We start from the raw sequence: 23,680 nt of genomic DNA, 5'->3' as shown, positions 1-23,680 counted from the left end.
CGGATCAATGCTGGATAAAAATAAAGTAAAATTGGGAATCGCTCCTATTGCATGGACCAATGACGACCTTCCAGATCTGGGAGGAGAAAATACTTTTGAACAGTGTGTCAGTGAGATGGCTCTGGCAGGATTTACTGGCTCAGAGGTGGGAAATAAATACCCCAAAGATACAGAAGCACTGAAAAAAGCTTTGGAACTTCGGAACCTGGAAATCTGTAACCAGTGGTTTTCCAGCTTTCTCCTTACAAAACCCTTTGAAGAAGTGGAGAAAGAATTTCGTGCACAGCTGGAATTTCTGAGAACTATGGGCGCCAAGATTATCGGTGCCTCTGAGCAGAGCTACAGCGTCCAGGGCCAGGAGGACACGCCGGTTTTCGGGAAGAAATATGTTATGAATGATCAGGAGTGGGAAACCCTCTGTGACGGTCTGAACAGACTGGGAAAAATCGCCAAAGAAGAATATGGCATCTCCCTTACTTTCCATCATCATATGGGTACAGTTGTCCAGAATCCAGATGAGGTAGAAAGGCTTATGAAAGGCACAGATCCGGAGTATGTAAGCCTTCTCTATGATACCGGCCACTTTGCGTACTGCGGTGCAGACCCTCTGGAAATGGTGAAAAAGTATGCAGACAGGATCAAACATGTGCATCTGAAAGATATCCGTCCGGAAGTGGTTCGGAGAGTGAAAGAAGAGGGACTCAGCTTCCTGGATGGGGTGCGGGCAGGAGCCTTTACTGTTCCAGGAGACGGTTCTATTGACTTTGTCCCTATCTTCAGAGTGCTGGAAGAGACTGGGTATGAAGGATACATGCTGGTAGAGGCGGAGCAGGACCCTGCCAAAGCAAATCCTCTGGAATACGCCATCAAGGCCAGAAAATATATTGCTGAAAATACAGGACTGTAAAACTTCATAGCTGCCGTATGAAACGTATGTCAGGAATATTTAACGATGAATATTCTAGAGCGTTGTTTCATACGGCGGCTTTTTTGTTCTATAGGAAAACACACTTTGTTCAAAGGAACAGTTCAGGTATTTTTTCCTTTTCTATATTGGGTAGGGGTCCTGCCTTTCTTTTGCCGGAACAGTCTGGAAAAATACAAGGCATTGTCATATCCTACAGATCTGGCAATATCACTGATGGGCAGTTCAGTTTCCTTCAGCAGACTGCAGGCCCTGCGGATACGGAAATCTTGCTGCTCCTGATCGACAGTTCTATTGTAGAAATTTTTGTAAACCAGGGAGAAATAGTGTTTACCACTAGGATTTATCTGGAAAAGAATGAAAGAGAAATCTCCTTTCAGCAGTGGGAAAATATTTCACTGGAAACAGTAAAAGAATAAAGAAGAATTAAAATTACCCCCAGGATACAGAGGACGCTGGTACCGTTGTATCCTGGGGGTTTTTGCTGCATTGACAGGCAGCAGGTTAGGCTAGATCTGTATGCTCATAGAAATAGACAGATAAGCAGGCGGATACTATAAGCATCAGGAAGCTGACAGATAAGAGCATGCCGTAAAAAAGGGACGGGGGCAAAGGCTGGATAAGTTTTTTGAACATATCAGCTTTGCCCAGAACAAAAGGAGCCAGAAAGGGGCAAGCCATAATGATGATCGTGGTAACAAACTTCGTCTTTTCAAATCCCAGGCGGTATTGGAGGGGAAGGTAAATGCCGTAGAAAACCGTGATAATAGAAAAGACCAGAACAGCCATTCCCCCATGAAATCTTCCCAGTCCGGGCAGGAGCAGAGATTCCAGCAGGTAGAGCAAAGTGCAGACAGTATAGATTACCAGGCAGAAGGCATACTTTCCAAGTACCATCAGCCGCCGTGGATAAGGCGATGAACAGAGGAGAAGGGATGCTTTGGGAGACTGATATTCTTTCAGAAAAACATACTGTAGAAGCAGAAATATGGAGTAGACTACAGAGATAAAATAAGTCAGAGGTCCTGCAAATTCCGGCAGCCGGGAGAGCAGAAAAATAGGCAATAGTAAACAGAGTGCAGCCATAAAAAGCACGTATTTTTTTACCAGTATAAAATCTTTTCTAACTAAATTCAGCAGCATTTTCTTTCCCCCTTTCTATATAACTCAGCATGATATCCTCCACTGTGGGACGTTCTACAAGGATGTTGGGAAGACGCTTCTGTATTTGGGATATATGGCTGGTCATGCCGGCGAAACCGAAATCCGTTTCATGAATACTAAGAAACAGACTACGGATATTTTCATTTAAATCCCCTTTACTGCCTTTAATAATACGATATCTGTCCATAAGCTGGTCTTTTTCTTCTTGGAATACAATACGCCCTTCATTTATCATAATCAGCATATCTGCGATTTTGTCTAAATCCGAGGTGATATGAGTAGAAAACAATACGCCTTTTCCGCCCTGTTCCATATAATCTCTCAAAACATTCAGAAGCTGGATGCGGGATAAAGGGTCCAGACCGCTGGTAGGTTCATCCATGATCAGCAGCTCTGCCTTATGAGAGAGTGCCAGAGCCAGGGCATACTTCACCTTCATTCCCCTGGAGAGATTTTTGATCTTTTCCTTTGGATTCAAGGAAAATCTTTCCAGATAAGATTGGTAATCCGGCTCACACCAGGAGGAATAAGCCGGTGCAAGGATTTTCTTCATCTCATCCAGAGACAAATCTTCATAGAAACCGCCGCTGTCCAGAACTACGCCGATGCGGTCTTTGATCTGCTTTTCATTTTTTCCCATATCCATGCCAAAAAAACGGACATTTCCAGTAACGCCTCTGGCCAGGCCAAGAATGGACCGAAGAGTGGTGGTCTTTCCGGCACCGTTTATTCCGATAAATCCGGTAATGCAGCCCTCAGGCAGGGAAAAGCTCACGTCTTTCAGAGAAAAACTATCATAGGATTTGTTTAATCCAGTTACATCTAAAACCGTATCCATTTCCTCACTCCTCCTCGTATAAAATCTCCATCATGGCATTTAATTCTTCTCTAGTGATGCCCAGAGAACGGGCAGTATCGATCATATCCTGCATTTTTTCCTCCACAAGCCGCCGTCGGGAGTCCCGGAGAAGTTCTGCGTTGCCGGCAGATACAAAGGTTCCAATTCCCACCTGACTTGTGACAAAGCCTTCTTTCTCCAACTCCTCATAAACCCTCCGTATAGTCAGAACACTGACCTTCAGATCATTTGCAAAAGAGCGGATAGAAGGAAGGGGATCTCCTTCCTTCAGTTCCTCCCGTAAAATGGCATCCTTGATCTGTTCTTTAATCTGCTGATAGAGGGGACTGTCGGAAGTGTTTGATATAAGTATGTTCAAAGAGAGCTGTACCTCCAGTCTGTAGTGTGATGTTTATATATACACACTATATACTATGAGCACATAAGTGTCAATAGATGTTAGGAAAAGAAAAATTGAAATTTTTTGAAAATCAGGTAAACTAAGAGATAGAATAAATAGCCAATGGGGTGTATGGAAATGACAGAAAAGCTGAGTATTCTCTGTGTTTTAAATCAGAGGGGAAAGTACCGGATCATAAAAGAAGCCGTGAAAGAAGGAGAAAGTCCGGAGGAATGTCTGCTAAGAACGGCTAAAATAAGAGAAAACAATCCATCTCTATCCTGGAGAGCCAGAGGAATCCTTACTTTGGTCAGAGAGGGAAAATTCACGGAATACGTGTTTTTATTCAGTGCTCACGGCTCTGATTCCATGGAAAAAGAAAAATCCGCGAATATTGTTTCCTGGGAAAACGCAGGCGAAGTCTTGAATAAGGTTGCAGGAGAGGAGGAAAAGATCTGTTTTCGGCTTCTGATGGATGACGGTCCTTTCTTTTCTTTGAAAGTGATCCTGGACAGGAGAAATATCCTTCAACTGGCTTCTTTGAACGGAAAATCTCTGGAGCTTTTCGATATTCTCAGGGAAGACGGAAGTGTATCGGGCATCGTTCGGGAACGTGGCGTGGCCCATCTGGATGGCAGTCTTCATCCCACTTCTCATATCTGGATCGTCCGAAGAAATCAGAAAAGCGGCTGGGACCTTCTGCTCCAGAAGAGAAGCCTGATGAAAGATTCGAATCCCGGGTGCTATGATATTTCTTCTGCAGGCCATGTAGCCGCAGGAGACGCCTATCTCCCTGCTGCTCTGAGGGAGCTTGAGGAAGAGCTGGGAATCCGGGCAGAGGAGAAAGACCTTCGTCTGGCAGGCATGCGGAAAGCATACTTTGAAGATGTATTTTATGGAAAGCCTTTCCGGGATTATGAGATAAGTGCAGTCTACATATATGACAGACCGGTAGATGAGGAAAACCTGATTCTTCAGGAATCTGAAGTAGAGGCGGTAAAGTGGATGGATTTTAAAGAGTGCTGCCGGGAAGTAAAGGAAGGCAGTATGAAGAACTGCATTTATATGGACGAGCTGGAGATTGTTGGAAAATATTTAGATATATGGGATATGGAGGGCGAGGGATATGATCCAAAAAGATGGAATGGAGGAAAAATATGCCGGTGACTTTAGAAGAAATAGCGAGAGCAGCAGGGGTTTCCAGAGGTACTGTAGACAGAGCTCTTCATGACAGAGGCAGGATTCGCCCGGAAGTTGCGGCTGAAATTAAAAAGCTTGCCCTGGAAATGGGGTATCAGCCCAGTAGAGCAGGTAAGGCTCTTGCTATGTCCGGAAAAAAGATAAAGATTGGTGTGATTCTTCAATATATGGAAACTCCCTTCATGATGCAGACTCTAAAAGGAGTCCAGGAGGGAAAACAAGAAGTGGAGAGTCTGGGCGGCATTGTACAAATATGCGAAATCGAAAAAGTAAGACCTGACAAGGTTATAAAACTTATGGAGGATATGCGCCGGCAGGGATTTCAGGGAATTGCCCTTACGCCATCAGAGAATCCTGAATTGAAAAAGGTAATCAGTAAATACTGCAAAGAGTATGGGATTCCTATAGTCATGATGAATGCAGATTTAGAAGACACGGGGAGACTATGCTTTGTAGGGCAGGATAATTATCAGAGTGGCCGGACTGCTGCAGGACTTATGGGAGAAATTACAGGAGGAAAAGGGCAGGTGGGAGTGATTACCGGAGAAGTTTCCAACCCTGGACTAAAGGCCAGGCGGAACGGCTTTACAGAGGAACTTCAGAAATGCTATCCTCATATACAGGTGGCAGCTGTCTGTTATTCTCATGATGAGGAAGAAGAAGCTGCCAGAGCAACAGAACAGCTTCTGGTCCAGTATCCGCAACTGACAGGAATCTATGTAACGGGTCATGGGGTCAGCGGCGTATGCAGAGTTTTAAAGAAAGCAGGAAAAGATGGAAAGATACGTATGATTGCCAATGATTTTCTGGAAGAGAATAAGAAATGGCTGAAAGAGGGAACCATAAATTTCCTTATAGGACAGGATGCCAGGACTCAGGGATATGAACCGGTAATGATTTTGTTCCGGCTGCTTTTTGATCAGATTAAACCGGAAAAGGAGCTTCTGCATACAGAGATCGCTATAAAGACAAGGTATAATATATAATAAAGCAGACGAGAGTTCTGTACGGATCAGGTTTGTAAAAATCAATAAACAGAGAGGATTAAATTTGGTAAAAAGCACAGATTGCGTTCACGTGCACACAATGATATTATATACGATATATAAAGGAAATATGAATGACCGGGAGGAAATGCATATGAAGATTGGGTTTAATGAAGCCACTGCCTTGGAATGTAAGGGACAATCACTGATGGCAGACTTGGAAATGTGCGAAAAGTATGGATTTGATTATATTGAAATCCGCTTTGACTGCCTGAAAGAATATTTAAAGGAGCATACACTGGAAGAGTTAGCAGAATGGTTTGGCAGCCACCGATTAAAGCCCTGGGCTTACAATACCCTTTTGTATTTTAATCAAAGGGATGAGGCAGGAAAACAGGAAGTAGATGAAGAAGTAGAGTTCATTCTGAAGGTTTCTAAGGCCATTGGACTGAAAATGCTGATTACAGTGCCGACTTGCGGGGTAAAGGATAAAACAGTATCTGAGATTCGTGAAGAAGCAGTAGAACGTCTTCGGTATCTTTCCCATAAGGTGGGAAAAGATATGAGGATTTCGCTGGAATTCTGTGGCGCTCCGGATTGCTCTATTAATCAGTTTGGCACAGCCTATGACATTGTGAAAGAAGTGGACAGAGATAATGTAGGGATTACTTTGGACACCTTCCATTTTCATGAGATGTGCTCTAGGCTGGAAGATCTGAAGGCCGCCGACGGAAAGAAAATCTTTGCCTATCATTTAAATGACTGTGAAGACCTGCCTCTGGGGTCCTGTGGAGACGATAAGAGACTGTGGCCGGGAGAAGGCGTAGTAGATCACGAGGGCATTGCTGAGGCATTAAAAGAAATCGGATTTGACGGCGTATGTACCATTGAAGAATTTCGCCCGGAGTATTATGCCATGTCCCATGAAGAGAATATAAAAAAAGCCGCCCAGGTGACAAAAGATTTTGTGAACCACTATTTCGGATAGAATCACTGCCTGTAAATTTCCAGCAGCTGCCGGATCTGAAGATTCAGACTTTCCGGCAGCTGTTTTTCTGCTTTTCCGGAAAACCTCAGCCACAAATGAAGGCGCTGATATCTGGAAGTTTTCCTCTTCCCTGATGTGACAGGTTTTTGAACTGCCTTTATTTTTACAAGAACTTTTCGCTGTTCAAAAAGAGGAATGACAATGTAATAGAACCGGTCATCAGGAAAAGACAGATATCCCAGTTCCTGTCCGGCACAGTTTTTCAGATACAGTCTGTGGCCTTTCAGTCTGGAGGGGAAAAGAGATTCTCCATTCTTAAGATTTGCAAAACTCCGGGTGATTTCCAGCATTGCAGGCAGGTAGTAGACTCCACCCTCTTCTTTTTTATGGGAGACTTTCTTTGACAGTTCTTTAAGGAGAGCAGTTCCATCCATAAACTGTTGAGCCAGAAGATAGGTAAGCTGGGGCTGGATTCTTTGGCGGAGAGAAGGAGGTTCCTCCCTTTGAAGGGATGCGTCGATTTCGTCCAGCACTTCCTGACTGCAGCGGTAAAGACTCAGGAGGAATAAAGAAAAATCTTCTTCTGCTGTCCACAGATATTTTCCCCGGGCAATGGTAAAATTCCCCAGAATATTTCCTTCACAATCCTCTGCATAGTGGAGGATATCCCGCTCCTTCCATGCATTGGAATTCGTGGGCGCGTTCCAGTGAAGAAGATTGTCCTGAAAACTCTTTTCTTTTTCTGAAAAAGAAATGCTTTCCAATTCTGTGAACCCTTTTTTTAAAACAGCATAGGCCAGGTTGATCTCCTGGACACTGTATTCATAGCCGACTTCAGAAGAGCCGGAAACATCCGGGTGAAACTGGAGCATAAGCTTTCGGTATTGCTTTTTAATCTGTTCCATATCTGCTTTTGGAGAAATATCCAGGATTCTGCAGGCTTCTGCCAGTGTCATGGTCTGTGGCCCTCCTTTCTCGGATTTCCTGTTTTTATGCTTGTTTTATGATAACACAGATAGAAAATGAACTCAAATTGTTTGAAAAAGTGAAAAAGAACACTTGTTCGATTTTGGCTTTTGTGTTATGATTATTAAAAGAACAGCGAAAGCTGAAAAGAAGAACATAGGAGGCCCTGATATGACTGAGAGAACCTATATTGCTATTGATCTGAAATCTTTCTATGCCTCTGTGGAATGTATAGAGCGGGAACTGGACCCCATGACGACCAATCTGGTAGTGGCGGACAGAACCAGGACAGAGAAAACCATCTGCCTTGCAGTGTCTCCTTCTCTTAAAGCCTATGGGATTCCGGGCAGAGCAAGACTTTTTGAAGTGATTCAGAAAGTCAGAGAGATCAATGGGATACGAAGGCAGTCAGCACCTGGGCAAAAATTCATCGGATCTTCCTGTCAAGAGCCAGAACTTCGAGAGAACCCGGCTCTTGAGACAGATTATATAACAGCCCCGCCTCAGATGGCTAAATACATGGAGATCAGCAGCAGGATTTATCAGATCTATCTGAAGTATATAGCGCCGGAAGACATTCATGTTTATTCCATTGATGAAGTTTTTATTGATGCTACATCCTACCTGAAGACCTATGGAATAACTGCCCGGGAACTGGCTATGAAGATGATCCTGGATGTGCTTGAGAATATCGGTATTACGGCAGCAGCAGGAATCGGCACCAACCTGTATCTTGCCAAAGCAGCTATGGATATTGTGGCAAAACACATTCCGGCAGATGAAAATGGTGTGCGTATTGCACAGTTAGATGAAATGTCCTACCGCAGACAGCTGTGGTCTCACAGGCCTCTTACGGATTTCTGGCGGGTGGGGAGAGGCTATGCCAGAAAGCTGGAAGCCCATGGGCTGTACACCATGGGAGACATTGCCCGCTGTTCTCTGGGAAAACCTGGGGACTATTATCAGGAGGAGCTTCTATATGAGCTTTTTGGCGTTAATGCAGAGCTGCTCATCGACCATGCCTGGGGCTGGGAACCCTGCACCATGGCAGATATCAAAGCCTATAGACCACAGAACAGCAGTGTGGGGTCCGGACAGGTGCTGCAGTGTCCCTATCCTTTTGACAAGGCAAGGCTGGTAGTCCGGGAAATGGCGGATATGCTGGCTCTGGACCTGGTAGATAAGGGGCTTGTTACCGACCAGCTTGTCCTGACAGTGGGGTATGATATCGACAATTTGAAAGACTCTGATCTGCGAAAGCAATATAAGGGAGAGGTTACTACAGATATGTATGGAAGACAAATTCCCAAGCACGCCCATGGTACCATAAATTTAAATGGGCATACTTCTTCTTCCCGGCAGATTCTCCATGGAGTTACAGAGCTTTTTGACAAGATTGTGGACCAAAAGTTACTGGTACGCCGCATCAATATGGCAGCGGAGCATGTAATACCGGAATATCAGGCAGAGAATAAAACACAGTTTCAGCAGATGGACCTTTTTACCGACTATGAGGCCCTTAGCAGAAAGCAGGAGAAAGAGGATGCGGAAAGAGAACGGGAACAGAAAATGCAGAAGGCTGTACTGGAGATCAAGAAAAAATTCGGAAAGAATGCTGTTTTAAGAGGTATGAGTCTGGAAAAAGGAGCAACAGCCAGAGACAGGAACTGTCAGATAGGAGGACACAGGGCATGAGCAGAGAGAGCCGGGAGAAAAATTATGAGGATATTATAAATCTTCCTCATCATATATCCAGGGCGCATCCGCCTATGCCGCTCTCCGGGAGAGCGGCTCAGTTTGCACCCTTTGCCGCATTGACCGGTTATGGGGAAGTAATAAAAGAGACAGCCCGACAGACGGAAAGAAAGCCAGAGCTGTCTGAAGATGAAAAACAGGCACTGAATTATAAGCTTCAGAGGGCAGTAAATGCTCCTGGGGAAAAGCCCATAGTTACCGTTATCTATTTTCTGCCGGATCAGAAGAAAACAGGAGGAGCATATTTCGAAGCTTTTGGAAGAATCAGAAAAGCAGACGGGGACAGTGGGATGCTTATTATGGAGGAGGGAAGAAAGATAGAACTGGACCAGATAGTGGACATTATTATCCACAGCATATAACAAAGGAAAAGGCGTTGTCAGACAGCCAAAAAAGCTGTCAGGCAGCGCTTTTTTTCTTTGCCCTGACAAGAGAAGTTTATAAAATTTTCATAAAAGAAACACAAAAGCTCCAATGAAAGAACACAGAGAAGGGCTAACATGGATACAGTACAAATTGCGCAGAAAGGAAAGAAACAGATGATCGAAGTAAAAAATCTGACCAAGTATTACGGAAATCATAAGGCTGTAGACCATATTTCTTTTTCTATCAAAGAAGGCACAGTCTGCGGTTTCCTGGGGCCCAATGGGGCGGGTAAATCCACTACCATGAATATTATGACGGGCTGTCTGTCTGCCACTTCCGGCAATGTTTCCATAGGGGAATATGACATTTTTGAACAACCTATAGAGGCCAAAAAGATGATCGGATATCTTCCGGAGCAGCCGCCTCTGTATCTGGAAGAGACTCCCAGAGAATATCTGAGATTTGTGGCTCAGGCGAAAAAAATCCCACGGGAATCTATAAGAGAAGAGATTGAAAATGTTATGAAGGAGACCCAGATTACAGAGGTTGCAGACCGACTGATCAAAAACCTTTCCAAAGGATACAGACAGTGAGTGGGAATTGCTCAGACCTTGTTGGGAAATCCGAAAGTGATCATTCTGGACTAGCCTTCAGTATGGCTGGATCCTATCCAGGTCATTGAAATCCGTGATCTGATCAAATCTCTGGGACAGAAGCATACGGTTATTTTAAGCAGTCACATTTTATCAGAAGTCCAGCATATGTGTGATGAGATACTGATTATTTCGAAGGGAAAACTTATTGCTTATGATACAGCGGAAAACCTGGAAAAAATGATGGCTCCAAAGGCATCCATTGAGGTTCTCACAGACGCATCTTTAGAAGAATGTCAGAAAGTACTGGGCCTTGTGCTTTTTATTGCCCATCATCTGCTGAATCTTGCCTGGTACAGGAATCTGTTCCGGGGGAAATATACTGTAATAAGAGTTCTGGTCAGTATGGTGAATCTGGCGCTGCTTGCAGTTATGATATGCCTGATGGCAAGTGGGATCATAATGTCCCGGCATGTGTTTGCGTTTCTTCCGATCACCGGAGGTATGGGAACGGCCAGACTGGTACATATGGTGGCCTGCTACTGGGGCTTTGTGCTGATGGCGCTGCACCTGGGATTCCACTGGGGCATGATGATGACAAGGACGAGAAATATTTCAGGAGTGACAAAACCATCAGGGATCCGCCGGGTGATCTTTCTGATTTCAGGTATCGTGATCGCAGGATACGGTCTCTATGTATTCGTGACAAGAGATCTGGTGACTTACATGTTTCTGAGGACACAGTTTGTTTTCCTGGATTACAGCGAGTCGCCGATATCTTTTTATATAGACTATCTGGCTATGATGGGGCTGTTTATCTGGATCGCCCACTATCTGTCCGTGGTTCTTAAGAAATACGGAAAGAAACTCCCTCAGACGAACGGAAAAATAGCCCCTGAAAAGGTCGGAAACAAAAAATTTAGAAACATGTGAAACTGCCGCTTCATAAAAAGGAGGACCTATGAGAAAAAAAGTTGTGAGTACACTGATTGCCGCCATTACTGCCATGAGCGTGTTTGTCGGTTGCAGCCAGGAAACAGAAAAACCGACAGAAGATACATCTGGAGAGATTTCCACACAGAAAGAAGATGATACAGAAGGGAATATGCAGGAAGAAGCGGGCGGCTCATCTGCTGATATTTCCGGGACAGACAATACATCGGGCTCTCCGGCTGTTTATATGACCACAGATATCAGTTCGGACGGGCTGATCGCAGTCTATGAAGCCCTTCAGGCGTCACCGGAAGGAAACATCGCAGTGAAGCTCTCCACCGGAGAGCCGGGAAGCAACTATCTCCGTACAGACCTGATCGGGGATCTGGTGCAGTCCTTTGATGATCCCACCATCGTGGAATGTAATACGGCATACGGCGGTTCACGTGCCAATACAGCCATGCACTATCAGGTGGCGGAAGACCATGGATATACTGAGATCGCAGATGTGGACATCATGGATGAGGACGGTTCCATGACTCTGCCCGTGACCGGAGGCACAAACCTGGAAGAGAATTATGTGGGAAGTCATTTTGCAGATTATGAGTATTATGTTGTGCTGCCTCATTTTAAAGGACATTCCATGGCGGGATACGGCGGCGCCATTAAGAATATTTCCATAGGTATTGCCTCTGCGGAAGGCAAGTCCCATATCCACAGCGGCGGTACTGGCGGAAGTATGTGGGGCGGAGATCAGGATGCCTTCCTGGAGTCCATGGCGGAAGCAGGAAAGTCCGTGGTGGATTATCTGGACGGCAATATCCTTTATATCAATGTCATGAACCGTCTATCTGTGGACTGTGACTGCGACGGGAATCCTGCTGAGCCGGATATGCATGACATCGGGATCCTTGCATCTTACGATCCGGTGGCTCTGGATCAGGCATAAGGAAGGCAGTTCTGGACGCTGATATGATTGTCTTTGCCACACCGCTTTATTACTACGGAATGTCGGCACAGCTTAAAATTGTGGTGGACCGGTTCTGTGCATATAACAGCAGCATTACCAGAAAGCATATGAAGTTGGCTCTTCTCACAGTGGCATGGAACAGCGACAACTGGACATTTGATGCGTTGGAGAGCCATTATCGTACATTGGTCAGATACCTGGATCTGCAGGAGCAGGGCATGGTGCTGGGAAGAGGCTGCGGAACACCGTCCATGACAAAACACAGTCAGTATCCGGAAATGGCGTATAAACTGGGAAACCGGCTGTAGTTACTGCTTAGTGATCAGAGTAACCAATTAATGGAACACTGTAATTAGCTGGGAAAAGAAAAGATTGAAAAAATCAAAAGGTGGAGAGATACTTCTGGAGAAATAGGCAGACAGGAGGAAGCAAAATGACAATTCAGGAAGTAAGACAGCGTTATCAAATACCAGAAAAAATACTGAAAGAATATGAGAACTGGGGATTTGGGGACACAGTGGAACCAATGCCGGAAGTAAGAGAGTATGATGATCAGGATATTGAATATCTGAGCTTGATCATGACGCTTTATGAGATTGGTTTTCAAAGCAGTGAAGTAGAAGAATATATGCGTCTGCTGCTGATGGGAACAGAAACAGAACAAAGACGCATAGAAATGCTGAACCGTCACAGAGCGGTTCATCTGCCTGTAGAAGTAGTATAAGAAAAAATTGTGCGTTTTTTACGACAAAAAGAAGGTTTGGACTAGAAAATTTAGCGAAAATATGTTATCTTAGAGACATATCCTTAGCAGGCTATTTTATTTCTGTGAGCGATGAACAGGAGATGTCTCAACTTATCCCCTGGGCAGCGCCCACAGACCAGAAACCCCGCAGCTTGCAGCGGGGTTTTTGACTGCTGATTATTATTTTCTTCAAAATACAGAGGAGAAAATAAAAAACAGATAAGGATAAAAATTCCGAATATAATATAAGGAAGGTGAGTAAGGCAATTGGAAAATTATACCAAGTACAAGTTAAAAAGTAATGATGAACTGGCATCTGTACTGGCCGATAAAGACAACCTGTTCATTATTGCCTGCAACAAGTGCTTCAAGGAATTTGAAACACTTGAGGAGCCAGAATGTGGTGAGTTTGAAAAAATTGCTGCCGAAAATGGAAAGACAGTGACCGGCAGTGCCAGAGTCGACTTTTTGTGCAACAAGATCCAGACAGAAAAGAAACTTCAGGATCTGATCCCGGAAGGCACAGAGAATGTTTTTGTGATTTCCTGTGGTCTGGGTATCCAGACAGTTGCAGATCTGGCAGGAAAACCTGTGTATGCGGCCAGCAATTCACTGAATTACACAGGCTATCATGGTATGGCTCTTACAGAGCGGAAATGTGATGCATGTGCCCAGTGTTACCTGAACATAACCGGCGGAGTCTGTCCGATTGTTGACTGCTCCAAGAGTTTAGTCAACGGACAGTGCGGCGGTGCGAAGAACGGGAAATGCGAAGTGGACAGCAATAAAGACTGTGCATGGGAAAAAATATATAGAAGACTGGAAAAACAGGGACGCCTTGAAGAATTTTTGAATCAGCCTATCCAGCTGAGAGATTATTCAAAGATTAACTTCAAATTTGTCAATGATTATGTAAAAGCCACTCGTGCAGACCGTCTGGAAGGTTATTACGGCGGCGTTCATCCTTCAGAGAGGAAGGAATTTACAGAACATCTGGCTCTTAAGAGATTCCCGGATCCGGAAGAAGTAGTGATTCCTCTGTCCATGCATGCAGGGGCTCCGGCTAATCCTGTAGTACAGGTGGGAGATACTGTTAAAGTAGGACAGAAGATCGGTGAGGCAGCGGCATTTATCAGCAGTCCGGTACATTCCAGTGTCAGCGGAACCGTAGTTGCCATCGAAAATCATGGACATGCCACAAGGGGAGAATGCCTCTCTGTAGTTATACGTTCAGACGGAAAAAATACTCTTCACGAATCTGTTCAGCCTCGTAAAGGTCTGGAAGAGCTGACTCCCGATGAGATCGTGGAGATCGTAAAAGAGGCCGGGATCGTTGGTATGGGCGGTGCAGGCTTCCCAACTTCCGTGAAGTTAAAACCTGCAAAACCGGTAGATACCATTCTTTTGAACGGCTGTGAGTGCGAGCCTCTTCTTACAGCAGACCACAGAGTGCTTCTGGAGTTTGCAGACGATGTGATCTATGGTCTCCAGGCAATCCTTAAAGCCGTAGGCGCAGAAAAAGGCGTGATCGTCATTGAAGACAATAAGCCGGACGCTATCCAGCTTATGAATGAGAAAACAGCGGGCTTAGATAATATTGAAGTTGTAACAGCTAAGACAAAATATCCTCAGGGCGCTGAGAAAATGCTGATCAAGCGTGTAACAGGAAGAAAAGTTCCAAGCGGCGGCCTGCCTGCAGATGTAGGCTGTGTTGTCAGCAACATCAGTACCACAAAGGCCATTGCAGACGCAATCTTGAAGGGTATGCCTTTAGTAGAGCGTGTAGTTACTGTGACAGGTGAGAGAATTAAAAACCCTGGCAACTACATTGTAAAGATTGGTACCAATACAAAAGATCTTATTGACTACTGCGGCGGCGTGACAGGAGACGACGTTACCATTAAGGCCGGCGGTCCTATGATGGGATTTGTCCTTTCTGATGTGAACGTTCCGATCATGAAAGGTTCCAATGGAATCATTGCCGTGGATACAGATCATACCGTTGAGCAGCCTTGTATCAAGTGCGGACGTTGTATGGATGTATGTCCTATGGAACTTTCTCCTCTGTATTTTGCAAAATTTGCAGATGAGCAGAACTGGCAGGGCATGAAGGATAAAAATGTTATGGATTGTATTGAGTGCAGGTGCTGTGAGTATATCTGCTCTTCCAAGATTCCTTTAGTCACCAAGATCAAAGCCGGAAAAAATGCAGTAAGGGGGATGAAGTGATATGTTGATTACCGAATTAAAAGCCAGAGAGACAATTGATGGTCTGGTAGAAGGAAAAAAGGTTTTTATCATTAACTGCCATGGCTGCAAGGAAGTTCATTTTCCGGAAAAAGAAGCAGGGGAGCTTCAGAAAGAGTTAGCCGCTGAGGGAAAGGTGACTGGAATTCTCACTACGGATTACATATGCAATCAGGAAAATATGGAGCTCCGTCTCCAGAAACATATGAGTGAGATCCAAGCTGCCGATGTAGTGCTCGTATTTTCCTGCGGCGTAGGAGTACAGACTGTTGCCGCTTATCTGGAAGAGAAAAAGGTATGCGCAGCCTGCGATACCTGCCCGCTGCCAGGATTCCAGGGCGTAACCCCATTGGAATACAAGTGCGATCAGTGCGGAGAGTGCTATCTGAATCTGACTGGAGGAATCTGCCCCATCACTGCATGTTCAAAGAGTCTGGTCAACGGCCAGTGCGGCGGTGCGAAAAACGGCAGATGTGAAGTGGACAGCGACATGGAATGCGGCTGGGAGCGTATTTACAGACGGCTTGAGCAGATCGGACGTCTGGATGTTTTAAAATGCCCAACCCAGGTGCGGAACTTTGCAACAGATGAAGAAGTTTAAAACAGGAATGTAAAAATTTTAAGGATTAGGAGTAATGTATCATGAAAATTACGGAGTTATTTGAGCGTGGTGAATTTGTTGTATCTGCGGAAGTTGGACCGCCAAAAGGATTTCATGTAGAGCATCTGCTGGAAGAAGCAAAAACATATTTAAGCGGCATTACCGCAGTAAATGTAACTGATAATCAGTCCTCTGTTATGCGTCTGGGATCCCTGGCTATGTGCAAAGCCCTGAAAGACGAAGGTCTGACACCTATCTATCAGCTGACCTGCCGTGACAGGAACCGTATTGCCCTTCAGTCTGACCTTTTAAGCGCAGCAATGTTTGGAATCGAGAACCTTCTTCTTCTCACAGGAGACCATACAAAACTGGGCGATCATCCACAGGCAAAACCAGTTTTTGATCTGGATTCTGTTTCTCTGATCCATGCAGTGAAAAAACTGGAAGAAGGCGTGGACCTGGGAGGAAACGAACTCATCGGTGAGGCACCGAAATTTGCAAAAGGCGCAGTTGTATCTCCATGCAGTGATTCTGTTGACGCACAGCTGGCAAAAATGGAAAGAAAAGTAATGGCAGGAGCTGATTACTTCCAGACACAGGCAGTTTTTGAGCCGGAGAAATTCATTAAATTCATGGAAAAGGCAAAACAGTTTGGAAAACCTGTACAGGTGGGAATCATCATTCCAAAATCAGCAGGAATGGCTAAATTCATGAACAATAATGTTGCCGGTATCCATGTTCCAGATGAGATGATCGAAGAGCTGAAAAAAGATAAAGAGAAGACAAAAGCCGGAATCACCGGTGTAGAAATCGCAGCCCGCATTATCAAAGAATGTAAGCCTTACTGCCAGGGCGTACATATCATGGCTCTGGGATGGGAATCTAAAGTACCGGAACTTCTTAAGGCAGCAGGAATTTAAAACCAGAAAATCTGCTGTAAGAACAGCAGCAGGATGAGAGAATATAATTACAAGATGATGGCGCCGGATTCATATCTTATGCATTTCATGAATCCGGTGTCATTTTTAAGTTTTTCTTGACAACAGGAAGTTAATGTGCTAAATTTTATACAAGCAATGGAAAGGGAGTAGCTGAACATCCCAAAAGGATGGTTTTGTAATCGTCAATCGGTGCCGAGAGGCACCCGTAGCAAATGAGATAGCAAGACTTTTATTGTGACAGACGTCATGATAAGAGTCTTTTTCTTTTATCATAAAAACCAAATACTCCTGACGTCTGTTACAGAAGCTTGCAGATGAGAAGGAGCGAGAAAAATGACAGAAAGATTATTGAAACAAGAATTACAGCAGGCGGAAGCTGCAGGAGAGAAGGCTTTGGAAAGTCTTTATATCCTAAGAGATACGCTGAACAGCGCAAAGAACTGGGGCCTTCTGGATCTTTTCGGAGGGGGTGCTTTTACTGGATTTATCAAGCACTCGAAAATGGAAATTGCCTCAGGGCTTATTACCCGGGCAAAAAAGGATCTGGAAATTTTTCAAAGAGAACTGAAAGATGTTCCTGTATCCCTGGATCTGAGAATGGAGATTGGAAGTTTCCTTTCCTTTGCGGACTTTTTCTTTGATGATCCAGTCTCAGACTATCTTGTCTATTCCAGGATCCAGAATACCCGGGAAGATGTGGAGGACGGAATCCAGCTGGTAGAAGAACTTTTAGAAAAACTCAGGAAGCAATGGTAGAGGAGGAATAAAAATGGGTTGTCTTGGAAATTTATTATGGTTTGTATTTGGCGGCGCATTAAGCGGCCTGAGCTGGTGCCTGGCAGGGTGTCTTTGGTGCATCACCATTGTGGGGATACCTATAGGGATTCAGTGTTTTAAGTTTGCAGGACTCAGCTTCTTTCCTTTTGGAAAAGAAGTACAGTACGGAGGCGGAGCAGGGTCTTTTCTGCTGAACATTCTGTGGCTGATCCTTTCCGGCCTGCCTCTGGCCCTGGAGCATTGTGTTCTGGGCGCGCTTTTGTGTATCACTATTATCGGTATTCCCTTTGGCCTTCAGCATTTCAAGCTGGCCAAGCTGGCGCTGATGCCTTTCGGTGCTGAAGTGTATTAAAAGAATCCCGTCTTTTCATTACAGAATTTTGTATGAAAAGGCGGGATTCTTTGCAGTCCTGGAGCAGGAATCTGTTCCCTATAAGTTAAAGAAATCCTTGATCTGCCCAGCGATGATCTTCATCAGTCTCTGTCTGGCTTCCACTGCAGCCCAGGCTATGTGAGGGGTGATCAGCAGCCGATTTTTATCTTTTACGGACAGGAAAGGACTGTCAGGTGCCATAGGTTCACTGGACAGTACATCCAGGCCTGCAGCTTTGATCTTACCTTCATTCAGAGCCTGAGCCAGATCAGCCTCCCGGATAATGGGCCCCCTTCCCAGATTCAGGAGGATAGCTGAAGTTTTCATTTTTTCAAAGGCTTCCCGGTCCATGAGACCTTCCGTATATTGATTCAGAGGGGCATGGATGGAGAGAATATCCGATTCTTTCAGCAGTGTATTAAAATCTACTTGATGATACCCCTCCTGGGCAGGAGCTCCGGAAGCAGAATAGTAGATTACCCTGGCGCCGAACATACTGGCAATATCCGCCACTCTCCGGCCTATAGCCCCAAGTCCCAGGATTCCCCAGGTCATCCCGTTAAGTTCATGGAAAGTCTGGCCGAAATGGGTAAAAATACGGTCATTCACATAATGGCCTTCTTTCACATAGTCATCATAGTAACGAAGTCCTTCCAGAAGATAGAACAGCAGAGCAAAGGTGTGCTGGGCCACAGATTCTGTGGAGTATCCGGCTACGTTTCGCCATTGGATTCCCCTAAGAGCCAGGTAATCTTTATCCAGATTGTTGGTGCCTGTGGCAGTGACGCAGACCAGTTTCAGGTTTTGGGCAGCGGAGATGGTGCTTTCATTGACCATAACCTTATTAACTACAAGTACGTCTGCATCCTGAACACGCTGGGGAACTTCTTCGGAAGAGCTGAAAGGATATCTTACCACTTCTCCAAGCTCCTGAAAGGGGGAATAGTCAATATCTTCTCCCAGGGTATTCGCGTCTAAAAATACGATCTTCATATCAACAGCGTTCTCCTTTTTCTTTACAGTTTATACTTACTGTATTCCATTATAGCAAAATTTTGGCGGCATAACAAATAGAGGAAACTGTATATTTACAGGATATTTATATATCCGGCCAGAAAGCTGATAGAAAAGCAGGAAAGGTCAGGTTAAAATTTGTATATAAAATCATGCCGGAAACAGCAGTCAGGTGTTGCTGTATTCCAGACAGGGAGGTTTATAAATGTTTGCAGATTATCATGTACATACAGAATTCAGTGACGATTCTGTTTATCCAATGGAAGATGTGATCCGAGATGCTGTACAGATGGGAATGGAAGAAATCTGTATCACAGATCATGTAGATTACGGAGTAAAAAAAGACTGGGATCAGGGGGAGATCAGCTACCGGATGGGTGAACCCATAGCCAATGTAGATTATCCCAGATATATGGAAAAAATTCAGCAGATGAAAGAGAACTGGGGAGATAAAATCCGGATACGCATCGGCATGGAATTTGGAGTACAGAGGCATACGGTTCCAGAATTTGAAAGTCTTTTTCAAAGATATCCCTTTGACTTTATTATCCTGTCCATTCATCAGGTAGAAGATAAAGAATTCTGGACCCAGGATTTTCAGAAAGGAAAGACTCAGGAGGAGTATAACCTGGGATATTATGAGGAACTTCTGGCTGTAATAAAGAAGTACAAAAATTACAGCGTACTGGGCCATATGGACCTGATCGCAAGGTACGATGAGGCGGGAATCTACCCTTTTGAAAAAATAAAACCCATAGTAGAAAAAATTCTGAGGATTGTCATTGCTGAGGGAAAGGGGATTGAGATTAATACTTCTTCTCACAGATACGGGCTGCAGGATACCATGCCTTCCACAGACATCCTGAAGCTTTATCGTGACCTGGGCGGAAAAATCCTGACCATCGGCAGTGACAGCCACAGACCGGAACAGCTTGGCGCATATATCAAAGAGACAAAAGAGCTTCTGAGGGACCTGGGATTTCGGTATTTCTGCACTTATGAAGGCATGAGTCCCATTTACCACAGTCTGTAATGTCCGACTCTTTTTAGAAATAAACTATCTGGGTGAGGAGCAGGAGAAGATAAAAATGGAATGACAGAAATACTTTTCGATGTTATAATTTTTTTAGAAAGGGGGCAAAAGGATGGAGTTGAGAAGTGTACGGCATGATAAAGCTTTGCGTTTGGCAGAGCAGAAAATACTTTGTTCCAGGCTTGCCCGCTATGTGAAAGAATTGTATATCTATGGCAGTGCCGCCCGTGGAGCAGAAAAATGGAACAGTGATATTGATCTTCTGCTTGTTCTTGATCCTGAGAAAAAAGGAAATCGTGAAATCAAAAGAGAAATCATATATTTAAAAGGCAGCATAACAGAAGAAGATATAGATGCGCCAGAGATAGATCTGAAGGTTGTGTTTGGAGATGATTGGAAAAAAAGCAGCCAGACTTATTATAGAAATATTTTGCAGGAAGGAAAACAAATATGGCAAAAGATCTGAAGACATATTATGATTTCGCAGATAATAATTTTAATTTTTTAATAGCAGCATATGAACAGGGTTTAGTAGGAAATGCCATGGGAGCAATGGCACAGGAAACATGCGAAAAATATTTAAAACATATCATTGAAGAGTATATTGTTCCAAATGATTCCAACGAAAATGCAAAAAAGACAGAGTTATTAAGGACCCATAACTTAACAAAACTTTCTAAATATATTTTAAGCTATCTGCCGGATATAAAATTAGACCGTCAGTCCTTGAACCTTGTTAATGGATTGTATTTTACTACAAGATATCCGGGAGATGAAAGCATTGTAGTAGAAAAAGAAGATATTGAGGAGTATGTGGAAGCTGTAAAAAAATGCAAAAAAGCAGTGGATGAGTTCATTCAGAGCAGAGAATAGCTGAAAAGTGAAAAGCATTGACAATAAATTTATATTCCGTTACTCTGTACATAGAGTTGCCGGCGGCTCTCACTATTGATAAAGGAGAGTTTATTATGAATCATTTAAGATTTAAAGGGCACCACTATGAAATCGGTTTTCGGTGGGGTTCTCTGCTGGCAGGTTACGGAAATTATATTTTAGATCAGGTGCCTTTTCCTATTACAGAAGAGAGGATAGCTTTTGGAAGGCAGTGCCGTCCCGTTTATGAGAAGTTTTTCCCGGAAATACTGGAAGAAATCCGGGGACTTTCAGAAGGGCAGAAAAGCAGCTCTGAAAAGATTCAGGCAGTGTTGTTCAGTATGTATGCCATGCCTCCGGCAGAACACTGTTCCTGCTTTGCGGTATCCAGCAAGGAGCAGTTATTCCTTGGACGGAACAGTGATTTTCTGACGGAAATTGAAGAATTCAATAAAAATGTGGTTTACGATTTTACCTCAGATTCCTATGGATTTAACGGTAATACAACGGCCTTCCTGGAAATGGAAGACGGAATAAATGAAAGGGGACTGGCTGTGGGCATGACCTCTGTATTTTCAAAACATATACAGCCAGGAATGAATTCCGGCATGCTCCTTCGCTTTTTCCTGGAAAAATGCAGTACTGTAGATGAAGTTATAAAATGGCTGTACAAAATTCCTATTGCTTCAGCACAGACCTTTACAGTAGCTGACCTGACGGGAGATATCTCTGTGATTGAGTGCTGTGCAGATGGTATCCATATACGGAAACCAGAAGAGGAGCGGCCTTATGTATGCACGGTCAACCGTTTTCATTCGCCGGAGCTGGAAAAATGGAATACAGGGGAAGTGGACGATTGGCTTTCTTCGCAGAGATATGAGACCATGGAGAAAACTTTAAGCCGGGAAGCTCCGCAGATGGATATTTCTATTGCAAAAGAACTTTTGTCAGGGAAAAAAGGTTTTATCTGTCAGTATGACAGAGACACAGGAAAGGATACGGTCTGGTCTGTAATCTATGACCTGAAGCATCACAAAATATACAGGGCAGAAGGAAATCCGGCAAGATGCGTATACCAGGAAGATCAAAGGGTAGTGTTTCAACCCAACAAACAATAGACAGCACCTTTGGCAAACTGCCTGTTGTTATGAAAGATGTATTGTAGGCTGCTGTCAGGGCAGCGTAAAGAGAGGGCTATCAGTATTTGACTGATAGTCTTCTTTTACTATGGCACTGATTATTTGTGAGAGGAAGCTTGAAAATTACGGGGAATAGGATTGAAATAAACTGCGGCCTGGTCGCATGGCTTTTTTCGGAAAAGAAATCAGAAAAAGAAACATGACATACTGTTGTCACGGATATCATGGTATACTTTAGGAAAACAGCAGAGAATCAGGATTTGGGAAAAGAGGTGAGAGCATGAAAATTGACCGTATGATCGGGATTCTGTCAATCCTGCTCCAGCAGGAAAAGGTTACGGCTCCATATCTGGCGGAAAAGTTTGAGGTATCCAGACGGACGATAAATCGAGATATAGAGGATTTATGCAGGGCAGGCATACCTGTTCAGACTGTCCAGGGGCCAAAGGGCGGGATTTCCATAATGGAAGGCTATAAATTAGACAATACCCTGCTGACCTCTTCGGATATGCAGGAAATCCTGGCAGGACTGCGGAGCCTGGACAGCGTCAGCGGAACAAAACATTTTGCCCAGCTCATGGAAAAACTGTCGGCAGGCTCTTCTGCCCTTATACCGGGAGGGCAGAACATCCTGATCGACCTATCCTCCTGGTACAAGGATTCGCTGACTCCTAAAATCGCAGAGATACGAAAAGCCATGGACCACTGCCGGCTGCTGTGTTTCCGTTACTTTGCTCCAAAAGGAGAGACCAGAAGATGTATAGAGCCCTATTACCTGATCTTCCAATGGGCAAGCTGGTATGTGTGGGGATATTGTCAAGACCGGAAGGACTACCGGCTGTTTAAACTGAATCGTATGGAAAGCCTGGAGATAAAAGAAGAATTCCAGAAACGTTCTGCACCTCTGCCAGACCTTCGCAATGAAAGAATATTTCCAGGGGGCATCCAGGTAAAGGCTCTTTTTGAACCTTCCTGCAAATGGCGGCTGGTGGAAGAGTTTGGCCCAGGGTGTTTCGCGGAGCAGCCAGACGGAAGACTGCTGTTTCGGGCAGATTATACAGATAAAGAAAATCTTGTTACCTGGCTCCTCACTTTCCGGGAGCAGGTGGTTTTGCTGGAGCCTGAGGAAATCCGCAGTGAAATCCTGGATTCTTTAAAAGGTATGCTGAAGAAATATAGAACTGGATTCGATACCATGTAGGAGGAAAAGCAATGGCGTTTGATTACAAAAAGGAATACAAAGAATTTTATCTGCCCCCGAAGAAACCTCAGATCATAGAAATTCCACCTATGAATTTTCTGGCGGTCCACGGCCAGGGAAATCCTAATGAAGAGGGCGGTGCCTATAAAAAATCCATTGGACTTCTCTATGGAGTGGCCTATACCATTAAGATGAGTAAAATGGGCAGCCATAAGATGGCAGGTTATTTTGATTATGTGGTTCCACCTCTGGAAGGCTTCTGGTGGCAGGAAGGCAAAGAGGGAATCGATTATACAAGAAAGGAAGATTTTCAATGGATTTCTCTGATCCGGCTGCCAGAATTTGTTACAGAAGAGGAATTTCAATGGGCATTAAAAGAGGCCGAAGAAAAGAAGAAACAGGATTTTTCAAAGGTAGAATTCTTTACCTATGACGAGGGGCTATGTGTTCAGTGTATGCACATAGGCCCCTATGACAATGAACCCGAGACCCTTGAAAAAATGAAGGACCATGCCCGGGAACAAGGATATGAGCCGGACTTTTCCCAGGGGAGATTTCACCATGAGATTTATCTCAGCGACGTGCGCAGGTGTAAGCCTGAGAACCTGAAAACCGTCATCCGGCAGCCAGTTTTAAAATCAGTACAGTGAAA

General features: G+C 44.3%; 28 protein-coding genes and 1 pseudogene. 23 read left to right on the top strand and 6 right to left on the bottom strand.

What is annotated here, in order from left to right; genetic code table 11:
• Window positions 1–7 precede the first annotated feature (7 nt).
• The gene (gene iolE / locus B5G00_RS03110) at window positions 8–907 is read left to right on the top strand and encodes a myo-inosose-2 dehydratase (RefSeq protein ID WP_087268317.1); all 900 of its coding nucleotides are present in this window, start codon (window positions 8–10) and stop codon (window positions 905–907) included.
• A 122-nt stretch (window positions 908–1,029) separates the two neighbouring features.
• Here iolE and B5G00_RS19760 read toward each other — a convergent pair whose 3' ends face one another.
• Window positions 1,030–1,242: a helix-turn-helix domain-containing protein gene (locus tag B5G00_RS19760; protein WP_242971268.1), complete on the bottom strand. Its 213-nt coding sequence runs from the start codon at window positions 1,240–1,242 to the stop codon at window positions 1,030–1,032.
• Between B5G00_RS19760 and B5G00_RS19755 the strand changes: the two genes are divergently transcribed.
• Window positions 1,195–1,344, top strand: coding sequence for a GH32 C-terminal domain-containing protein (locus tag B5G00_RS19755; protein ID WP_242971267.1), 150 nt, complete (start codon window positions 1,195–1,197; stop codon window positions 1,342–1,344). The genes B5G00_RS19760 and B5G00_RS19755 overlap by 48 nt on opposite strands.
• An 85-nt stretch (window positions 1,345–1,429) precedes the next feature.
• On the opposite strand, the gene B5G00_RS03100 is transcribed toward B5G00_RS19755, so the two are convergent.
• The 3 genes from B5G00_RS03100 to B5G00_RS03090 are packed head-to-tail and all read right to left on the bottom strand — an operon-like array spanning window position 1,430 to window position 3,306.
• Window positions 1,430–2,068: an ABC-2 transporter permease gene (locus B5G00_RS03100; RefSeq protein ID WP_087268314.1), complete on the bottom strand. Its 639-nt coding sequence runs from the start codon at window positions 2,066–2,068 to the stop codon at window positions 1,430–1,432.
• Window positions 2,049–2,927: an ABC transporter ATP-binding protein gene (locus B5G00_RS03095; protein ID WP_087268311.1), complete on the bottom strand. Its 879-nt coding sequence runs from the start codon at window positions 2,925–2,927 to the stop codon at window positions 2,049–2,051. The genes B5G00_RS03100 and B5G00_RS03095 overlap by 20 nt, the downstream gene beginning before the upstream one ends.
• A 4-nt stretch (window positions 2,928–2,931) precedes the next feature.
• Window positions 2,932–3,306 (bottom strand): GntR family transcriptional regulator, encoded by a 375-nt coding sequence (locus B5G00_RS03090; RefSeq protein WP_087268308.1) that lies wholly within the window; start codon window positions 3,304–3,306, stop codon window positions 2,932–2,934.
• A 159-nt stretch (window positions 3,307–3,465) separates the two neighbouring features.
• Here B5G00_RS03090 and B5G00_RS03085 point away from each other — a divergent pair, with 159 nt between their 5' ends.
• The 3 genes from B5G00_RS03085 to B5G00_RS03075 all read left to right on the top strand — a co-directional run bounded on the left by B5G00_RS03085 (window position 3,466) and on the right by B5G00_RS03075 (window position 6,501).
• Window positions 3,466–4,494, top strand: coding sequence for an NUDIX domain-containing protein (locus B5G00_RS03085; protein ID WP_087268524.1), 1,029 nt, complete (start codon window positions 3,466–3,468; stop codon window positions 4,492–4,494).
• A complete protein-coding gene (locus B5G00_RS03080) occupies window positions 4,485–5,513 on the top strand; it encodes a LacI family DNA-binding transcriptional regulator (RefSeq protein ID WP_087268305.1) in 1,029 nt (342 codons plus the stop codon). The genes B5G00_RS03085 and B5G00_RS03080 overlap by 10 nt, the downstream gene beginning before the upstream one ends.
• Before the next feature lie 154 nt (window positions 5,514–5,667).
• Window positions 5,668–6,501 (top strand): sugar phosphate isomerase/epimerase family protein, encoded by an 834-nt coding sequence (locus B5G00_RS03075; protein WP_087268302.1) that lies wholly within the window; start codon window positions 5,668–5,670, stop codon window positions 6,499–6,501.
• 2 nt (window positions 6,502–6,503) lie between these two features.
• Here B5G00_RS03075 and B5G00_RS03070 read toward each other — a convergent pair whose 3' ends face one another.
• Complete coding sequence (locus B5G00_RS03070) at window positions 6,504–7,457, bottom strand: J domain-containing protein (protein WP_087268300.1); 954 nt, start codon at window positions 7,455–7,457, stop codon at window positions 6,504–6,506.
• Window positions 7,458–7,638: 181 nt separating this feature from the next.
• On the opposite strand from B5G00_RS03070, the gene B5G00_RS03065 reads away from it, so the two are divergent.
• The 12 genes and pseudogenes from B5G00_RS03065 to B5G00_RS03015 all read left to right on the top strand — a co-directional run bounded on the left by B5G00_RS03065 (window position 7,639) and on the right by B5G00_RS03015 (window position 17,747).
• The gene (locus B5G00_RS03065; RefSeq protein ID WP_087268297.1) at window positions 7,639–9,162 is read left to right on the top strand and encodes a Y-family DNA polymerase; all 1,524 of its coding nucleotides are present in this window, start codon (window positions 7,639–7,641) and stop codon (window positions 9,160–9,162) included.
• A complete protein-coding gene (locus tag B5G00_RS03060) occupies window positions 9,159–9,584 on the top strand; it encodes a hypothetical protein (protein WP_087268294.1) in 426 nt (141 codons plus the stop codon). Before B5G00_RS03065 ends, B5G00_RS03060 begins: the two co-directional genes overlap by 4 nt.
• 177 nt (window positions 9,585–9,761) lie before the next feature.
• Window positions 9,762–10,490: pseudogene (locus tag B5G00_RS19750) on the top strand (ABC transporter ATP-binding protein); the annotation flags it as partial.
• Window positions 10,491–10,586: 96 nt separating this feature from the next.
• Window positions 10,587–11,114 (top strand): DUF4405 domain-containing protein, encoded by a 528-nt coding sequence (locus tag B5G00_RS19215; RefSeq protein ID WP_275532358.1) that lies wholly within the window; start codon window positions 10,587–10,589, stop codon window positions 11,112–11,114.
• A 28-nt stretch (window positions 11,115–11,142) separates the two neighbouring features.
• Entirely contained in the window at window positions 11,143–12,063 is a 921-nt protein-coding gene (locus tag B5G00_RS03050) for a DUF362 domain-containing protein (protein WP_087268290.1), read from the top strand.
• Window positions 12,030–12,392 (top strand): NAD(P)H-dependent oxidoreductase, encoded by a 363-nt coding sequence (locus B5G00_RS03045; protein ID WP_330396304.1) that lies wholly within the window; start codon window positions 12,030–12,032, stop codon window positions 12,390–12,392. Before B5G00_RS03050 ends, B5G00_RS03045 begins: the two co-directional genes overlap by 34 nt.
• Before the next feature lie 125 nt (window positions 12,393–12,517).
• A complete protein-coding gene (locus tag B5G00_RS03040; protein ID WP_087268284.1) occupies window positions 12,518–12,808 on the top strand; it encodes a MerR family transcriptional regulator in 291 nt (96 codons plus the stop codon).
• Between the two features lie 288 nt (window positions 12,809–13,096).
• Entirely contained in the window at window positions 13,097–15,058 is a 1,962-nt protein-coding gene (gene rsxC / locus B5G00_RS03035; protein WP_087268281.1) for an electron transport complex subunit RsxC, read from the top strand.
• Between the two features lies 1 nt (window position 15,059).
• Window positions 15,060–15,677, top strand: a complete 618-nt coding sequence (locus B5G00_RS03030; protein WP_087268278.1) for a methylenetetrahydrofolate reductase C-terminal domain-containing protein — start codon at window positions 15,060–15,062, stop codon at window positions 15,675–15,677.
• Window positions 15,678–15,718: 41 nt separating this feature from the next.
• A complete protein-coding gene (locus B5G00_RS03025; RefSeq protein WP_087268274.1) occupies window positions 15,719–16,597 on the top strand; it encodes a methylenetetrahydrofolate reductase in 879 nt (292 codons plus the stop codon).
• Between the two features lie 354 nt (window positions 16,598–16,951).
• Window positions 16,952–17,374 (top strand): hypothetical protein, encoded by a 423-nt coding sequence (locus tag B5G00_RS03020; protein WP_087268272.1) that lies wholly within the window; start codon window positions 16,952–16,954, stop codon window positions 17,372–17,374.
• A gap of 13 nt (window positions 17,375–17,387) precedes the next feature.
• The gene (locus tag B5G00_RS03015) at window positions 17,388–17,747 is read left to right on the top strand and encodes a YccF domain-containing protein (RefSeq protein WP_087268269.1); all 360 of its coding nucleotides are present in this window, start codon (window positions 17,388–17,390) and stop codon (window positions 17,745–17,747) included.
• Between the two features lie 78 nt (window positions 17,748–17,825).
• On the opposite strand, the gene B5G00_RS03010 is transcribed toward B5G00_RS03015, so the two are convergent.
• On the bottom strand, window positions 17,826–18,761 hold the full coding sequence (locus B5G00_RS03010; protein ID WP_087268265.1) for a D-2-hydroxyacid dehydrogenase: 936 nt from the start codon (window positions 18,759–18,761) through the stop codon (window positions 17,826–17,828).
• A 226-nt stretch (window positions 18,762–18,987) separates the two neighbouring features.
• Here B5G00_RS03010 and B5G00_RS03005 point away from each other — a divergent pair, with 226 nt between their 5' ends.
• The 6 genes from B5G00_RS03005 (at window position 18,988) to B5G00_RS02980 (ending at window position 23,678) form a co-directional block, all read left to right on the top strand.
• Window positions 18,988–19,815, top strand: a complete 828-nt coding sequence (locus tag B5G00_RS03005) for a histidinol-phosphatase HisJ family protein (RefSeq protein WP_087268262.1) — start codon at window positions 18,988–18,990, stop codon at window positions 19,813–19,815.
• 112 nt (window positions 19,816–19,927) lie between these two features.
• Window positions 19,928–20,281, top strand: a complete 354-nt coding sequence (locus tag B5G00_RS03000) for a nucleotidyltransferase family protein (protein ID WP_087268259.1) — start codon at window positions 19,928–19,930, stop codon at window positions 20,279–20,281.
• Window positions 20,266–20,688, top strand: a complete 423-nt coding sequence (locus B5G00_RS02995; protein WP_087268256.1) for a HEPN domain-containing protein — start codon at window positions 20,266–20,268, stop codon at window positions 20,686–20,688. The genes B5G00_RS03000 and B5G00_RS02995 overlap by 16 nt, the downstream gene beginning before the upstream one ends.
• Window positions 20,689–20,783: 95 nt before the next feature.
• Window positions 20,784–21,806: a C45 family autoproteolytic acyltransferase/hydolase gene (locus B5G00_RS02990; RefSeq protein WP_087268254.1), complete on the top strand. Its 1,023-nt coding sequence runs from the start codon at window positions 20,784–20,786 to the stop codon at window positions 21,804–21,806.
• A gap of 301 nt (window positions 21,807–22,107) precedes the next feature.
• Window positions 22,108–23,028, top strand: a complete 921-nt coding sequence (locus B5G00_RS02985; protein ID WP_087268251.1) for a helix-turn-helix transcriptional regulator — start codon at window positions 22,108–22,110, stop codon at window positions 23,026–23,028.
• An 11-nt stretch (window positions 23,029–23,039) separates the two neighbouring features.
• On the top strand, window positions 23,040–23,678 hold the full coding sequence (locus tag B5G00_RS02980) for a GyrI-like domain-containing protein (protein WP_087268247.1): 639 nt from the start codon (window positions 23,040–23,042) through the stop codon (window positions 23,676–23,678).
• Window positions 23,679–23,680: the final 2 nt, after the last annotated feature.

Origin of the sequence: Blautia sp. An46, from assembly GCF_002161645.1 — a bacterium.
Lineage (GTDB): Bacteria > Bacillota > Clostridia > Lachnospirales > Lachnospiraceae > Blautia > Blautia ornithocaccae.
Note: the sequence above shows the minus strand (reverse complement) of the source record. Positions and strands in the feature narration are given on the sequence as shown.

Coding starts and splice junctions, on each gene's coding strand:
- B5G00_RS03030 (WP_087268278.1), top strand. CDS start 15,060: ATGTTGATTACCGAATTAAAAGCCAGAGAGACAATTGATGGTCTGGTA.
- B5G00_RS03000 (WP_087268259.1), top strand. CDS start 19,928: ATGGAGTTGAGAAGTGTACGGCATGATAAAGCTTTGCGTTTGGCAGAG.
- B5G00_RS03015 (WP_087268269.1), top strand. CDS start 17,388: ATGGGTTGTCTTGGAAATTTATTATGGTTTGTATTTGGCGGCGCATTA.
- B5G00_RS03095 (WP_087268311.1), bottom strand. CDS start 2,927: ATGGATACGGTTTTAGATGTAACTGGATTAAACAAATCCTATGATAGT.
- B5G00_RS02995 (WP_087268256.1), top strand. CDS start 20,266: ATGGCAAAAGATCTGAAGACATATTATGATTTCGCAGATAATAATTTT.
- B5G00_RS03005 (WP_087268262.1), top strand. CDS start 18,988: ATGTTTGCAGATTATCATGTACATACAGAATTCAGTGACGATTCTGTT.
- B5G00_RS03050 (WP_087268290.1), top strand. CDS start 11,143: ATGAGAAAAAAAGTTGTGAGTACACTGATTGCCGCCATTACTGCCATG.
- B5G00_RS03080 (WP_087268305.1), top strand. CDS start 4,485: ATGCCGGTGACTTTAGAAGAAATAGCGAGAGCAGCAGGGGTTTCCAGA.
- B5G00_RS03025 (WP_087268274.1), top strand. CDS start 15,719: ATGAAAATTACGGAGTTATTTGAGCGTGGTGAATTTGTTGTATCTGCG.
- B5G00_RS03010 (WP_087268265.1), bottom strand. CDS start 18,761: ATGAAGATCGTATTTTTAGACGCGAATACCCTGGGAGAAGATATTGAC.
- B5G00_RS02990 (WP_087268254.1), top strand. CDS start 20,784: ATGAATCATTTAAGATTTAAAGGGCACCACTATGAAATCGGTTTTCGG.
- iolE (WP_087268317.1), top strand. CDS start 8: ATGCTGGATAAAAATAAAGTAAAATTGGGAATCGCTCCTATTGCATGG.
- B5G00_RS03070 (WP_087268300.1), bottom strand. CDS start 7,457: ATGACACTGGCAGAAGCCTGCAGAATCCTGGATATTTCTCCAAAAGCA.
- B5G00_RS03065 (WP_087268297.1), top strand. CDS start 7,639: ATGACTGAGAGAACCTATATTGCTATTGATCTGAAATCTTTCTATGCC.
- B5G00_RS19215 (WP_275532358.1), top strand. CDS start 10,587: ATGGTGAATCTGGCGCTGCTTGCAGTTATGATATGCCTGATGGCAAGT.
- B5G00_RS03075 (WP_087268302.1), top strand. CDS start 5,668: ATGAAGATTGGGTTTAATGAAGCCACTGCCTTGGAATGTAAGGGACAA.
- B5G00_RS02980 (WP_087268247.1), top strand. CDS start 23,040: ATGGCGTTTGATTACAAAAAGGAATACAAAGAATTTTATCTGCCCCCG.
- B5G00_RS03085 (WP_087268524.1), top strand. CDS start 3,466: ATGACAGAAAAGCTGAGTATTCTCTGTGTTTTAAATCAGAGGGGAAAG.
- B5G00_RS03060 (WP_087268294.1), top strand. CDS start 9,159: ATGAGCAGAGAGAGCCGGGAGAAAAATTATGAGGATATTATAAATCTT.
- B5G00_RS03020 (WP_087268272.1), top strand. CDS start 16,952: ATGACAGAAAGATTATTGAAACAAGAATTACAGCAGGCGGAAGCTGCA.
- B5G00_RS03100 (WP_087268314.1), bottom strand. CDS start 2,068: ATGCTGCTGAATTTAGTTAGAAAAGATTTTATACTGGTAAAAAAATAC.
- B5G00_RS02985 (WP_087268251.1), top strand. CDS start 22,108: ATGAAAATTGACCGTATGATCGGGATTCTGTCAATCCTGCTCCAGCAG.
- B5G00_RS03040 (WP_087268284.1), top strand. CDS start 12,518: ATGACAATTCAGGAAGTAAGACAGCGTTATCAAATACCAGAAAAAATA.